We start from the raw sequence: 14082 nt of genomic DNA on the forward strand, positions 1-14082 counted from the left end.
GAGGAAAAACAAATGGTTGTTAAAACAGTCGTTGAAGCACAAGATATTTTTGACAAAGCCTGGGAAGGCTTCAAAGGAGAAGATTGGAAAGAGAAAGCAAGCGTTTCTCGCTTCGTTCAAGCTAACTACACACCATATGATGGTGATGAAAGTTTCCTTGCTGGACCAACTGAACGTTCTCTTCATATTAAAAAAATCGTAGAAGAAACAAAAGCTCACTATGAAGCTACTCGTTTCCCATACGACAACCGTCCAACATCTATCGCTGATATTGATGCTGGTTACATCGACAAAGAAAACGAAGTGATCTTTGGTATCCAAAACGATGAACTCTTCAAGTTGAACTTCATGCCAAAAGGTGGTATCCGTATGGCAGAAACTACTTTGAAAGAAAATGGATACGAACCAGATCCAGCTGTTCATGAAATCTTCACTAAATATGTGACTACTGTAAACGATGGTATCTTCCGTGCTTACACTACAAATATCCGTCGTGCCCGCCACGCTCACACTGTAACTGGTCTTCCAGATGCATACTCTCGTGGACGTATCATTGGGGTTTACGCTCGTTTGGCTCTTTACGGTGCTGACTACTTGATGGCTGAAAAAGCAAGCGACTGGAACTCTATCACTGAAATCGATGAAGAATCAATCCGCCTTCGTGAAGAAGTAAACCTTCAATACCAAGCTTTGAAAGAAGTTGTTCGCTTGGGTGACCTTTATGGTGTAGACGTTCGTCGTCCTGCCTTCGATACAAAAGAAGCAATCCAATGGACAAACATCGCCTTCATGGCTGTCTGCCGTGTCATCAACGGTGCTGCTACTTCTCTTGGACGTGTTCCAATCGTTTTGGATATCTACGCAGAACGTGACTTGGCTCGTGGTACTTACACTGAATCAGAAATCCAAGAATTCGTTGACGATTTCGTTATGAAATTGCGTACTGTTAAATTTGCTCGTACAAAAGCTTACGACGAATTGTACTCAGGTGACCCAACTTTCATCACAACTTCTATGGCTGGTATGGGTAGCGACGGTCGTCACCGTGTTACTAAAATGGACTACCGTTTCTTGAACACATTGGACAACATCGGTAACTCTCCAGAACCAAACTTGACCGTTCTTTGGACTGACAAATTGCCATATAGCTTCCGTCGTTACTGTATGCATATGAGCCACAAACACTCTTCTATCCAATACGAAGGTGTGACAACAATGGCTAAAGATGGATACGGTGAAATGAGCTGTATCTCATGTTGTGTATCACCACTTGACCCAGAAAATGAAGAACAACGTCACAACATCCAATACTTCGGTGCTCGTGTAAACGTACTTAAAGCTCTTCTTACTGGTTTGAACGGTGGTTATGACGATGTTCATAAAGACTACAAAGTATTTGACATCGAACCTATCCGTGATGAAGTTCTTGAATTCGAATCTGTTAAAGCGAACTTCGAAAAATCACTTGACTGGTTGACTGATACTTACGTAGATGCTTTGAACATCATCCACTACATGACGGATAAGTACAACTACGAAGCAGTTCAAATGGCCTTCTTGCCAACTCACCAACGCGCAAACATGGGATTCGGTATCTGTGGATTTGCCAACACTGTTGATACTTTGTCAGCCATTAAATACGCTACCGTTAAACCAATCCGTGACGAAGATGGCTACATCTACGACTACGAAACAATCGGTGAATACCCACGTTGGGGTGAAGATGATCCTCGTTCTAACGAATTGGCAGAATGGTTGATCGAAGCTTACACTACTCGTCTTCGCAGCCACAAACTTTACAAAGATGCTGAAGCTACTGTATCACTTCTTACCATCACTTCAAACGTTGCTTACTCTAAACAAACTGGTAACTCACCAGTCCACAAAGGGGTATACCTCAACGAAGATGGTTCTGTGAACACTAGCAAATTGGAATTCTTCTCTCCAGGTGCTAACCCATCTAACAAAGCTCGTGGTGGATGGTTGCAAAACTTGAACTCACTTGCTAGCCTTGACTTTGGTTACGCAGCTGATGGTATCTCACTTACTACTCAAGTATCTCCTCGTGCACTTGGTAAAACTCGTGACGAACAAGTTGACAACTTGGTAACCATCCTTGATGGTTACTTTGAAAATGGTGGTCAACACTGTAACTTGAACGTTATGGACCTTAAAGATGTCTATGACAAGATCATGAATGGTGAAGATGTTATCGTTCGTATCTCTGGATACTGTGTAAACACCAAATACCTTACTCCAGAACAAAAAACTGAATTGACACAACGTGTCTTCCACGAAGTTCTTTCAATGGATGATTCATTGAGCTAAGATTCAACTAGATTCTAAAAACCAGTCGGAAACGGCTGGTTTTTTGGTGTAGCTCGAACAGTCTTTCTCAAGACAATTCAGAATATTGAAAGAGTTTTTTCTCCTACACACAAGTCTTTGACAGCGTTTTCTTTAAGTGTTATAGTGATCTTGTAAAGAATCTAGAAGGGGTGATCTTATGTTTTTAACCTTTATATTTCTCACTATCTGGCTCTTTAGCATGATTGCTTTGCTCTTTTTAGCAACCCTTCTCGTCCAGGATATCACCATCCAGCACCATCACATCAGTTAAAGCATTTTCTTATGAAGCATTCAAAAAATCAAGGACAAGAAACACACTAGAATTGCAAAATTTTAGTTCTGTCTCTCGTTCTTTTTTGCTATAATAGAAGCAGATTATTTAGTAAGAAGGAAATTATGGAAGAGTCAAAAGAGATCAACCAAGTGATCGATGTCCTGATGATGGCAGGAACCCTTCTGTTGGAAAGTGGCTCTGAGATCCACCGGGTTGAGGATACTATGATCCGTATTGCTCACTCTCAAGGGATCACTGATTGCAATGCCTTAGCAATGCCAGTTGCTATTTTCTTTTCAATTGAAAATGCCAATATCACGCGGATGAAACGGATTCTGCGGACCAATTACAATATCGAAAAGGTCTGTGATGTCAATCAAATTTCTCGTCAATTAGTGTCTGGTCAAATCAATCTTGAAGAGGCTTACCAAGCCCTACTCCACTTAAAGAGCAAACCGGTTCCATATACCAATCTGCAATTGACCCTTGCAGCAACCTTGAGTGCTCCATTTTTTTCCATCATGTTTGGTGGAAATTTCTATGATGCGATTGGAGCAGGAATCGCCACAATTTTTGCCTTTGCGTTCTCTCTTGTAGTGGAGAAATACGTTCGCATTCCCTTTGTAACTGCCTTTGCTGCTGCCTTTATCTTTGGTTTTTTGGCCCATATTTGGGCGCGCTATAGTGGGCTTCCCTCTAATACGGACCTGATTATTGCAGGTTGCGTTATGCCGTTCGTTCCTGGAATTGCAATGACCAATGCTGTCCGAGATCTCATGAACAACCACCTCAACTCTGGAATGAGTAAGCTTTTTGAAACATTGCTCATTACCCTTGCTCTCGGTGCCGGTACCACTGTCGCCCTCGTCCTTATGAAATAACATGATGAACCTAACAGAATTCTTTATCCAAGCGGTGGCTAGTTTGATTGCCATTATCACCTTTTTAATTGTCTTAAATGTCCAACGTTCCATGCTCATCCCTGGTGGTGTATTGGGCATGAGTATTTGGTTGCTCTACTATGTCCTAAAGGGGCCTACCAATGTCATCGTTGCTACCTTTATCGCAGCCATTGCGGGTTCCTGTATCAGTCAGATTTTAAGTATCGTATACAAGACGCCTGTCGTGGTCTTTATGCTGTCCATTCTCGCTCCCCTGGTCCCTGGATATATTTCCTATCGGACCACTTCCTTCTTTGTCAGCGGCCAATATCGACAGGCAGTAACTAGCGTGACACTGGTTGTTATCCTGGCCTTGGTCATCTCCATCGGGATGGCTAGTGGGTCTGTCGTCTTGAAACTCTACCATTCCTACCAACAAGCCCAAAGCAGAAAACTAACCAATGCCAAATAGCATTGGTTTTTATTTTTTATAGATGTAATCGCATGCATTTCCACTCAAAAGGAGTACAATGATAGTGAAAAAAACAAATCCTTTAAAGTATGTGAGGTGCTGTATGATGATAAACAAGTATATCAAGTATCTTCCTTGGGTGATCCTAGGAGCCCTCCCCTCCTATCAATCAGCGACTTACTATGCCCGTAATTCATTTGACTTGTTCTATTTGACCTTGAACTTTCTGATTGTGTACATCGCTTTAATCGTCTTCTACGAAAAAGTTCTAAGAGACAAATGCAAAGAACTCTTCATACGAATCATGAGCAACCCTAAAAAAGATAAGCAAACATAAGAGTTGAAAAGCCATCTGAGGATGGCTTTTTCTGATAGATTCTTTATTTTTTCTTTGAATCATTGCAAAATCGGTCCTAAGAATGATTTCCAATCCGATCTAGCTTTTTCAAAGGAGTTTTCCCTCAAATATGGTAAAATAGTAAGGAAATATACTAGTAGATATCAAATAAAAAAGAGGTTAAGAATGACAATTGGGATTGATAAGATTGGTTTTGCGACGAGCCCTTATGTCTTGCGTTTAGAAGATTTGGCTGCTGCTCGTGATACCGATCCTGAGAAATTAAGCAAGGGTCTTCTCTTAAAAGAACAAAGTATTGCACCGATCACCGAAGATATCGTCACACTGGCTGCAACGGCGGCAGATGATATTTTGACAGGCCAAGATAAACAAGCGATCGACATGGTGATTCTTGCGACGGAATCTGGGATTGACCAGAGTAAAGCTGCGGCTGTTTTTGTCCATGGTTTGCTAGACATCCAGCCTTTTGCCCGTTCTTTTGAGATGAAAGAAGCCTGCTATGCTGCAACGGCTGCCTTGGATTATGCAAAGCTCCATGTTGAAAAATTTCCGCAAAGTAAGGTCTTGGTCATTGCCAGTGACATTGCTAAATACGGAATTGGAACTCCCGGAGAACCGACACAAGGATCTGGTGCAGTGGCTATGCTGATTAGCCACAACCCTCGTATCTTAGCTTTTCATGATGACAATGTGGCTCAAACACGTGATGTTATGGATTTTTGGCGCCCGAATTACGCCACAACGCCATTTGTCAATGGGCTCTATTCAACCCAGCAATACCTAGATTCCTTGAAAACAACTTGGTCTGAATACCAGAAACAGACAGGTCTCGACCTAACAGATTTTGCGGCTGTTTGTTTCCATTTGCCTTATCCAAAATTGGCGCTGAAAGGCTTGAAAAAAATTTTGGACAAGTCCCTATCTGAAGAGAAAAAAGCTCAGTTACAGTACAACTTTGATCAATCTATTTTGTACAGCCAGCGTATCGGAAATATTTACACTGGCTCCCTCTTCTTAGGCTTGCTATCTCTGTTAGAAAATCATCCACAGCTAAAAGCTGGAGATCGGATTGCTCTCTTTAGTTATGGAAGTGGGGCTGTCTCTGAGATCTTTAGTGCGGACCTCGTTCCTGGTTTTGAACAACTCTTAGATCACAAACGTATGGAAAAACTGGATCAACGAACCGTCCTTAGTGTGTCTGAGTACGAACAGATGTTCTATGAGGAAGTGGATTTGGATCTTCATGGCAATCAGGTCTTTGAACCTAATTTCAAGCAAACCTATGCTTTGACGGAGATTAACGAACACCAGCGTATTTACCAGAAAGTAGAAAAATAATGGCACGATTACCAGGTTTTGCAAAACTTTCTCCCACAGAACGAATAGAGGCCTTACTGAAGGAAGGCCTCTTAACTTGGGACGAAGCTCAGATATTAAAAGAACAACAGGGACTTCCTCTTTCCATTGCGGATCAACTAACGGAAAATGTTCTGTCTACATTTGATCTCCCTTTTAGCTTAGCCCCTTATTTTCTGATTAATGGCCAAGACTATGTCCTTCCTATGGTCACAGAAGAGCCTTCCGTCGTTGCTGCAGCCAGCTATGCAGCGAAGATCATCCAACGATCAGGTGGCTTCACCACTAAGGTTCACCAACGCCAAATGATTGGGGAAATTGCTCTGACAGATGTTAGGGATGTGGAAATGGCTAGCAAGCGCATCCTAGAAGACAAGAAAACTCTTCTTCAGCTGGCTAATGAAGCCTATCCTTCAATCATCAAGCGTGGAGGCGGAGCGAGGGATCTTTGGGTCGAAAACAAGGGAGACTTTCTCATTGTCTACTTGGCGGTCGACCCCAAAGAAGCCATGGGAGCCAATATGCTCAACACCATGTTGGAAGCATTGACGGAGCCTATCCAGAAACTCTCTGGAGGACAGGTCCTGATGGCAATTTTGTCCAATTTGGCCACCCGCTCTTTGGTGAATGCAAGGTGTGCCATCGATTTTAAAGCACTGAGTCGGAATCCTGAGGAAGCTATTGAGATTGCCCACCGGATAGAGCTAGCTAGCCAACTGGCTCAAGTAGATCCTTACCGTGCAGCCACTCATAACAAGGGGATTTTTAACGGGATTGATGCCTTGGTCCTCGCTACAGGAAATGACTGGCGGGCCATCGAAGCAGGAGCCCATGCCTATGCTGCACAAAGTGGTCCATACAAGGGCTTGAGTCGCTGGAAAAGTCAGCCAGAAGAGAAAAAACTCTATGGAGAGATTACCCTGCCAATGCCGATTGCGACAAAAGGAGGCTCGATTGGCCTCAACCCAACGGTTCAAGTCAGCCACCGGTTGCTTGGGGAGCCTACTGCTGTTGAATTAGCAGGTATCATCGCGTCACTCGGTTTGGCTCAGAATTTCGCTGCCCTCAAAGCCCTTGTCACCACAGGGATTCAAGCAGGACATATGAAACTCCAAGCACGCTCCCTAGCACTCCTAGCAGGCGCTAACGAGGAAGAAGTTCCTCAACTAGTCCACCAACTCCTCAAAAACAAACCTTTTAATCTTGAAAAGGCGCAAACACTCTTACAAGAATTGAGAAAATGAAAGAACTAAGACGCACGTCTTAGTTCTTTTTTAAATAAGTTATATGATTTTGAAAAGAAAAAATGAGTTCCAATATTTAAAATAAGTCAAGAAAACACCGAAATTTTCTGCCGTGAGAAAAGTGCTTGAAATGCGATCATTTCAAGCACTCAGGAGTTTTGAGACCTTAGGCTCAAAACTAAGTCATGGAACTTCGAAGAAGTTCGCTGACGTCCGTACTCACCTAAGGAAAGTTTTTAAGATGACTTTGTCTTAAATCTGAAAAATTTCCTTATTGTTTTAAGAATGGCAAATCCGGCTTTTTCTTGGTATAGAGCACCACTTCAATAAAGGTTCCTACTTGGACTGCAAAGAGAAATCCTACAAGAAGATTGATCCGATGGTCTGTTTCATAAAATGGGGAATTCCACAAGAAATGATTCACTACTGTAGATACCACACACCAGAGGCCAAAGATTTTTTCTTTTTTCTGAGTAACCTGTGAAAGCATGAGGAAAATACCTACAGACACAACAGCTGTATAGAGAGTATGTGAAGCTAAGCCTCCAGATATACGGTTAATAGTTTCGGTGATAGCTGCCAATTGACTGCTTTGAGTTTGGCGTGCAACATAGCCTAGATCCTCAATAATCTGAAAACCGAAACCAGCGCCCAATCCTGCAATGAGAACTGATTTCAAATCTTTTTTACCAACCATTAATACGACCCAAAAAGCAACCAGAGCTTTAAAGAATTCCTCTGAGAATGGAGCTGTCAGAGCATCCGTCCATTTGTTGAAGATTGCAGGGTCTTTTATAATATGGCTATTTAGGATATCAATTAGACTATTTCCTGCGAAGCTTAACCAACCTGCTATAAAGGCGCCTCCAAACATCGCAATCCACAATATGTATCGTGAAACCGTCAAAGAAATGGCCAGGTGTTTTGAAAAGAGATAAAGCGGAATGATAATAGCAGCTAAAACGGATAAATTTAAGACCAGATCTCTTCCTGCTGACTGAGTAAATTCTTCCTGGGAAAGATGACCAAGTTCAAACTCCAAGCCAATTCCTGCAAATAGTAAAAAGAGATAGATAGAGGCTCTTTGAATTTTAGTCATCTTGTTTTCCTCCCTTTTGTTTCTTTGAGCGAATCAGATAAACAATGATCGCGATAAGAGTTGCGCCAAATAAGCTTCCAGCGATGAGGAAGTCGTAGTCAAATTTTTCTAAATCAATTTTCTCTTCGTAGGCTGCATCTTCTTCATCATCTAGGTCTTGAATGGCACTATTTCCGTGCTCATCAGCGACTCTCTTTTCTGCTTCTTTTCGAATTTCCTGTAGACGCTCAAAGGTTTTCTCTGCCCTATCTATACTTTCCTGCGTTGCCTTTGCACTAGCTTCATCAGGCTGAGAAGCAAGAGCTATCTGCTCTTTATCACTCAGATTTTGTTCCTGCATCCACTGAGACTCTAAGCGTTCCATTTCGGTCCGAATGGCCCCATCCTCAAACAAGTCCGGATACTTAGCTACAAGATCATTAATTCTGGAAATAGTCCAATACCAAGATTTCTCATTGTAATGATCACCTAATTCTTGGTAGGCTTGATAGGTATTGGTAATATTCCCATAATAAGGTAGGTAAGGTGCATTTCGTGGGCTTCCCATGGATAACCACATGGTTCCACCACCAGCACTAGCAGGTATCTCATCTTTCAATTGGAAAATATGAGCTTCCATAACATTTGGATTGGAGATAGGATACTTATAGACAGCATCAAACTCACCTTTTTTCGGAATACCTTTGCCATCTAACTCCATTTGATCCAGTGGTTTATATTTGGTTCCTTCCAAACGGTTACGTTGGAGATTCATAGCGTCTCGTAGAGTCAACTTTCGATCCGTTGTATGAAGTAGATCAAAGGAAGCATCATCATACTTAACAGGAGAACTTGGGTCTAGAGATTTGATACCTGACCAAACCCGCGAACGATCTGCCTCTTGTAAAGGAGGATTGTAGGATTGTGACACATGAAATTGTCCATCCACTTCCTTATAGCTCCCTGCTTCTTTGGCGACTTTTTCAAGATCTTTTGATGCAATCGTACGCTCTGTATCTGATAGATCTACATGGCCTAAGAAGAAGGTATTTGGAAAGACCGCATAGCGATCTTCTGGAAAGAGAATGGCTGCATATTGGTGGCCGGATAAAATCTCCATATACCAGACGCCTTCTTTATCCGCAATGGTGACAATATTTCCTTCAGCCGCTCCTTTTTCTTCGACGATTTTAGCAATGAGTTCCACCCCTTCTCTTGCAGTTTTCACACTAGGGAGAACGATACTGGTTAAGCCTGATTCAGCGAGGCCATCCTTGACATAGGGGTCCACTTTTTGGATCTTGTCATTTGCTGAAGCAGATACAGTAGCGGAAATGGAAACACCATATTCATTAAATCCGGCTTCATCAAAGATTCCCTGGTCTGGCGTTACATCTGGGACCGCTGTATACTTATAGCTGATCTCTGGTAAGGGATATTGAAAACCGTTGGCTGCATCCTCAAAGATAGCCCCCTTTTTATTATAGCGTCGCTCTCTGACCACAAAATTTTTATTATGGTTGGGCTCTAAATCCTCGGTACGCCCTACCAAGGTAGAGCCATCGGCAGTCAGTTTCTTCCCGATGATGAACCCTGTACAAGCCTCAACAGGTTGAGCAATCAACAAAAGCGGAAGCAAGGCTGCTACAGCTGATCGAAAATAGTGCTTCTTCATCCTAAACTCCTTTTTTATAAAGTCTTTTTACTTATTTAGTATACCCTTTTACAGCTATTTTTTGCAAGCGTTTACATCATTTGTAAACAACTAGTAAACTATCAGAATTTTTGAGGGAAAACACTTTTTCAAAAATAGGATCGTTTTTACAAAGTCAATCATTAGAATATAGATAAACTATTTTAAAGTAAAATAAGTTAAGCGATTCTGCAAAGAAATAAAAATGCATTCTAATTTTTAAATCGCTTCAAAAATACTGAAACTTTCCGCTGTGAGAAAAGTGCCTGAAACATTTTTGTTTCAGGCACTCGGGAGTTTTGAAACCTTAGGTTCAAAACTAAGCCATGGAACTTCCTGGATTGCTGAAATCATCCACTGGATAATTTCACCTAACGTCCGTACTCACCTAAGGAAAGTTTCTAAAATGATTTTTCTTCATTTTCTCTGTTGCTTCGCTTGCCACAATTTTCCATAGAGGAGATAGTCGACATCTCGGACTTCTTTCAGGTTCCGACAACCGAGAGCACAGAGGATCAATTTGATGTCTTCTTTCCATCCTTGGACAATGGCGATTGTCTCCTCGATTGTTTTCGTCTCTACCATTTCTAAAAAGACGCGAGATAAGCCAACGCCACGTGCTCCAAGGACCAAGGCCTTGACCATATCAAGAGGATGACGGATGCCACCACTAGCGAGGATCTCAACTCGATCGCATTGATCCTGCAACTGCAAGAGACACTGTGCAGTTGACTGACCCCAATTATCCAGATAAGCGCGATTGCCACCACGACGATTTTCAATATAGGCAAAGCTAGTGCCACCACGGCCAGAAATGTCAACGGTTTTGATCCCGGCTTCTAGTGCCATCTGAACCGTTTTGGGATCCATACCAAAGCCGACTTCTTTTAGGATAACCGGTACGGGAAAGTCCTTTCCATAAGCCTTCAGATGGTCTTGCCAAGTATGGAAAATCCGCTCTCCTTCTGGCATGAGCAACTCTTGCATCAAATTCACATGAACTTGAAGAAAGAGAGGTTGCAGCTCTTTTACTGCTCTCACGCCCAGCTCAGGCTCTTTATCGATTCCAATATTGGTCGCTAATAGGAGATGGGGATGGTCTTTTTTAACGGCATACGATTGATCGCCCGGATCCTTCAGTGCCGCACTGTAAGAGCCGGTTACAAAGAGAATCCCACAGGCTTCTGCCACTGTCGCTAACTTTTGATTGATCTCTTTGGCCCGTTCACTCCCGCCTGTCATAGCATTGATATAAAAAGGGGTCTCCCAATCACGTCCTGCGAAATGGGTCGTCAAGTCAATCTCTGTCAGATCGACCAGAGGCAGGGATCGATGAATCAGCTCGATCTCATCAAAGCTGTTATATGAGGAGCTTTGCTCCAAGGCATAGCGAATATGTTGGTCTTTTCGATTTTCGCTCACGAATCTCCTATCCTTTCTTGATAAATGATCTCGATCTTCTTTTCTGTCCAGCGTTCTATCAAGGTCTGAGTTTCTAAGGGGTCAAAACTAAGGGCAACCCCACAATCTCCCCCTCCAGCGCCACTGGATTTAGCACAGGCTGAAAGTCCATCTGTCGCCTGCTGCAGTTCTTTTAGCGCTGGTGTATAGATCAAGGGATTCAAGGCTTTTAAGTTCTGATCTGCACGTTCGATACTGGTCTTTATCCCCTTTTGATTTCCTTCAAGGAGGCCTTTTTCAAGATTCTTCACTGCGACCTGACTCTCCTTGAGAAAGTCTTCCTTGATCGCCCCCTTGATCTGGCGGATCAAGTCACTTGAAATGGCCGGTTCTTTGGTCCAACCGACTAGAAAATCATAAGAGATTGCTGGTTGAATTACTCGGATCTGGTAATGCCAATCCAAAGCTAAAACTTGTGAGAGGGGCTGGGAAGTCAAGACTTCATGCAACCAAGCCCGATCAAAGGATTGGTAATAAATCAAGTCCTCGTAGGCAATACAAGCCAGATCCCCCATGGAACCATTGTCCCCTCTTTGCACCAAGACAACTGCTGCTAGGCGAAAGAGCAGATCCGGACTGAGGTCTACTTCATACAGAGCAGCCATCGCCCTGATGACGAGTAAGACCACACTCCCGCTAGAACCAATTCCATATTTCTTACCCTTTTCTCCTAGTGTTCCAGCAATGTGAAGCGCTATGGGCTTTGGATCTAGGCCTTGGTCTACCAGCCACTCTTCCATGAGCCGAATGGTCTCTTGAATCAAGCTATAGTCCTTATTTGGAGTCAGATCCACCTTGTAACTAAAGAGATCTGAGACCAACTGGTAAGTGCTGGCTTCTTGGATGGTAGCGGACAGATAAATGGGGATAAACTGAATCACTGCCCCATACCCAGGCGTTAGTACTGCGTATTCACCGGCTAGATAGAGCTTGCCTCCGGTCTGTACCTGATACTTAGTTTTCATCTTGAGGGTCCTTGGTCTTCGATACAATAGTCCGATAGCGGGCGTCAAATAAAGGCACCAGCTGCTCCAAGTCTTCTTCCAAACAGAGGACTTTAACATTTGGTCCTGCATCCATGGTAAAGTAACAAGCATGGCCCGCTGCGCGAAGCTCACGGACAAAATCCATGGCTTTGTAACTTTCTTCTGTTAAGTAGCTAAAGGCTGGAGTGGCAGTCCTGGTCGTCGCATGCATAGCAAGGGCATTGCGCTCTGTCAAGTGGCCAACCTGTTCAAAATCATCGGCAGCTAGATAATCCAGCATGTCCTTGTAATCTTGACAAGACTCCTCCACCCATTCTTTGAAATTGGTCGAGGTTTCCATGCAGCGTTTCATCCCTTCGCGGCTAGAAACGGGCTTTTGTTTGTCATTCAGGACCAGCATAATCATAGCCAGTTTTAGGTCTGTCTGAACCTTATAAATCTCTCCACTTTCTTTGTCCCAGGCTGCTAAGGGACCAAAGAAAGACCGTGAAGAGGAACCTGAAGCAAACTTGGCTTTTTGAGCTAATTCCTCCTGATTTAAGCCCAAATCATAATAGCGATTGCAAGCCTTGACGAGAGCAGAAAGTCCGCTCGAGCTAGAGGACAGACCTGCTGCGGTTGGCATATTGTTGGTCGTATCCACCCGGACAAATCCTGCTTCTCCTGCTGGCTTCAAGTCATCAATCACAGCTCCAATTTTGGCCTGCTCAGCTAGATGTTGGAATTCCCCATCGATATAAAATTCATGCGCTGTCGCATCAGCTGGCAAAGGCGAAAGACTGGTTTCCGTATACATATTCTCCAAGGTCAAGGAAATCGAACTGGTCGAAGGGACCATCTGTTTGGCATCTTCTTTTCCCCAGTATTTGATAATTGCGATATTGGCATAGGACTTAGCCTTTACAGGTTTTCGATCCATGTATGGTGCGCTCCTTCTCTTTCTAATGCATGTGCAATTCTTTCCGCTTCATGAGGATTCCTGACGAGGGCAATCACACACCCTCCGAGACCACCTCCACTCATTTTAGCGCCTAAAGCCCCATTTTCAAGGGCTACAGCGACGAGATGGTCTGCTTCCTCACAACTGACACCGACTGCTCTTAACTGCTCATGACAAGCTGTCAGGGCCTCTCCGAGAGCTCTTTTGTTTTTTTCTTTCAGAGCGGTTTCTACCGCTTGGGTTAACTGGCCGATCTCATGAAAATGAGACAAGACTTCCTGACCCTTGCTTTCAACCTTCTGAATGGCTTCGCGGGTATTGCCATGAATCCCTGTATCCGCAATGATCAAATTCGCTTCTACATCCAGCTCCATCGGATAAAAACCGACATTTCGGATGAATTTAATCGCTCGATCACTCAGACAGGTCTTGGCGTCAAGCCCACTTGGAGTCATATGGGCAATGGTTTCTGCCCGATTGACCAAAATTTCCAAGGTCTCATCGTCCAGCTCTTTTTGGTAGTAGTCAAAAACTGCTCGAATGGCTGCGATACTAACCGCCGCAGAGGACCCCATCCCCCGTTTTTCCGGAACCATGGACTGGATCTTGCAACGAATCCTAGCCTCACGAATTCCAAGGTGTTCAAGAGACGCAAAAACTGCCATGGACAGGGTATCATCTTCAAATAAAACCCATGGACTAGCTGCTGGAACGATCTGGCAGGTCACTTCAATATGATGGAGAGGCAAGGCAATGGCCGGATAGCCATAAACCACTGCATGCTCACCAATTAAGATAATTTTACTATGCGCCCTTCCGACGCCTATTTCTTTGTTCATGTTCATCTCGCTCTATTAAGGTCATTACTATTTTAATATAAATCAGCCAAAAAAGCGATGGTTTTGAAGGAAATCCAACCTAAGACGGAGTGAACAGAATCCCCCATTGACTTCTCGCTCATGAAGGAACTTGAAAAGAGGCTGGGACAAA

At 43.4% G+C, this 14082-nt stretch carries 12 protein-coding genes; 6 read left to right on the forward strand and 6 right to left on the reverse strand.

The annotated features are described in order from the left end of the window. Nucleotides 1-12 precede the first annotated feature (12 nt). The 6 genes from pflB (at nucleotide 13) to BTU61_RS05840 (ending at nucleotide 6934) form a co-directional block, all read left to right on the forward strand. Complete coding sequence (gene pflB, locus BTU61_RS05815) at nucleotides 13-2328, forward strand: formate C-acetyltransferase (protein WP_187538733.1); 2316 nt, start codon at nucleotides 13-15, stop codon at nucleotides 2326-2328. A gap of 417 nt (nucleotides 2329-2745) precedes the next feature. Continuing rightward, nucleotides 2746-3504: a threonine/serine exporter family protein gene (locus BTU61_RS05820; protein WP_187538731.1), complete on the forward strand. Its 759-nt coding sequence runs from the start codon at nucleotides 2746-2748 to the stop codon at nucleotides 3502-3504. Nucleotides 3505-3508: 4 nt separating this feature from the next. Further along, nucleotides 3509-3976, forward strand: a complete 468-nt coding sequence (locus tag BTU61_RS05825; protein ID WP_200772837.1) for a threonine/serine exporter family protein — start codon at nucleotides 3509-3511, stop codon at nucleotides 3974-3976. A 106-nt stretch (nucleotides 3977-4082) separates the two neighbouring features. After that, on the forward strand, nucleotides 4083-4313 hold the full coding sequence (locus BTU61_RS05830; RefSeq protein WP_200772743.1) for a hypothetical protein: 231 nt from the start codon (nucleotides 4083-4085) through the stop codon (nucleotides 4311-4313). A 186-nt stretch (nucleotides 4314-4499) separates the two neighbouring features. Continuing rightward, the gene (locus tag BTU61_RS05835; RefSeq protein WP_200772744.1) at nucleotides 4500-5672 is read left to right on the forward strand and encodes a hydroxymethylglutaryl-CoA synthase; all 1173 of its coding nucleotides are present in this window, start codon (nucleotides 4500-4502) and stop codon (nucleotides 5670-5672) included. Continuing rightward, entirely contained in the window at nucleotides 5672-6934 is a 1263-nt protein-coding gene (locus BTU61_RS05840; protein WP_200772745.1) for a hydroxymethylglutaryl-CoA reductase, degradative, read from the forward strand. Before BTU61_RS05835 ends, BTU61_RS05840 begins: the two co-directional genes overlap by 1 nt. A gap of 271 nt (nucleotides 6935-7205) precedes the next feature. Here BTU61_RS05840 and BTU61_RS05845 read toward each other — a convergent pair whose 3' ends face one another. From BTU61_RS05845 to mvk, 6 genes are all read right to left on the reverse strand, one after another. Then, the gene (locus BTU61_RS05845) at nucleotides 7206-8033 is read right to left on the reverse strand and encodes a PrsW family glutamic-type intramembrane protease (RefSeq protein WP_200772746.1); all 828 of its coding nucleotides are present in this window, start codon (nucleotides 8031-8033) and stop codon (nucleotides 7206-7208) included. Continuing rightward, nucleotides 8026-9687, reverse strand: a complete 1662-nt coding sequence (locus tag BTU61_RS05850; protein WP_200772747.1) for a C69 family dipeptidase — start codon at nucleotides 9685-9687, stop codon at nucleotides 8026-8028. Before BTU61_RS05850 ends, BTU61_RS05845 begins: the two co-directional genes overlap by 8 nt. Nucleotides 9688-10122: 435 nt before the next feature. Then, the gene (fni, locus tag BTU61_RS05855; RefSeq protein ID WP_200772748.1) at nucleotides 10123-11127 is read right to left on the reverse strand and encodes a type 2 isopentenyl-diphosphate Delta-isomerase; all 1005 of its coding nucleotides are present in this window, start codon (nucleotides 11125-11127) and stop codon (nucleotides 10123-10125) included. Next, nucleotides 11124-12131, reverse strand: coding sequence for a phosphomevalonate kinase (locus BTU61_RS05860; RefSeq protein ID WP_200772749.1), 1008 nt, complete (start codon nucleotides 12129-12131; stop codon nucleotides 11124-11126). Before BTU61_RS05860 ends, fni begins: the two co-directional genes overlap by 4 nt. After that, nucleotides 12121-13071, reverse strand: a complete 951-nt coding sequence (mvaD, locus tag BTU61_RS05865) for a diphosphomevalonate decarboxylase (protein ID WP_200772750.1) — start codon at nucleotides 13069-13071, stop codon at nucleotides 12121-12123. Before mvaD ends, BTU61_RS05860 begins: the two co-directional genes overlap by 11 nt. Continuing rightward, nucleotides 13053-13931 carry a mevalonate kinase gene (gene mvk, locus BTU61_RS05870; RefSeq protein WP_200772751.1) on the reverse strand — a complete coding sequence of 293 codons (879 nt, stop codon included), beginning with the start codon at nucleotides 13929-13931 and terminating at the stop codon, nucleotides 13053-13055. The genes mvaD and mvk overlap by 19 nt, the downstream gene beginning before the upstream one ends. Nucleotides 13932-14082: the final 151 nt, after the last annotated feature.

Source organism: Streptococcus lactarius (genome assembly GCF_016642265.1).
In the GTDB taxonomy this organism is placed as follows: domain Bacteria; phylum Bacillota; class Bacilli; order Lactobacillales; family Streptococcaceae; genus Streptococcus; species Streptococcus lactarius.

Excerpts from the sequence above, each read along its gene's own strand:
- BTU61_RS05820 (WP_187538731.1), top strand. The coding sequence starts at position 2,746 with ATGGAAGAGTCAAAAGAGATCAACCAAGTGATCGATGTCCTGATGATG.
- pflB (WP_187538733.1), top strand. The coding sequence starts at position 13 with ATGGTTGTTAAAACAGTCGTTGAAGCACAAGATATTTTTGACAAAGCC.
- BTU61_RS05830 (WP_200772743.1), top strand. The coding sequence starts at position 4,083 with ATGATAAACAAGTATATCAAGTATCTTCCTTGGGTGATCCTAGGAGCC.
- mvaD (WP_200772750.1), bottom strand. The coding sequence starts at position 13,071 with ATGGATCGAAAACCTGTAAAGGCTAAGTCCTATGCCAATATCGCAATT.
- BTU61_RS05850 (WP_200772747.1), bottom strand. The coding sequence starts at position 9,687 with ATGAAGAAGCACTATTTTCGATCAGCTGTAGCAGCCTTGCTTCCGCTT.
- BTU61_RS05835 (WP_200772744.1), top strand. The coding sequence starts at position 4,500 with ATGACAATTGGGATTGATAAGATTGGTTTTGCGACGAGCCCTTATGTC.
- mvk (WP_200772751.1), bottom strand. The coding sequence starts at position 13,931 with ATGAACAAAGAAATAGGCGTCGGAAGGGCGCATAGTAAAATTATCTTA.
- BTU61_RS05825 (WP_200772837.1), top strand. The coding sequence starts at position 3,509 with ATGAACCTAACAGAATTCTTTATCCAAGCGGTGGCTAGTTTGATTGCC.
- BTU61_RS05845 (WP_200772746.1), bottom strand. The coding sequence starts at position 8,033 with ATGACTAAAATTCAAAGAGCCTCTATCTATCTCTTTTTACTATTTGCA.
- BTU61_RS05860 (WP_200772749.1), bottom strand. The coding sequence starts at position 12,131 with ATGAAAACTAAGTATCAGGTACAGACCGGAGGCAAGCTCTATCTAGCC.
- BTU61_RS05840 (WP_200772745.1), top strand. The coding sequence starts at position 5,672 with ATGGCACGATTACCAGGTTTTGCAAAACTTTCTCCCACAGAACGAATA.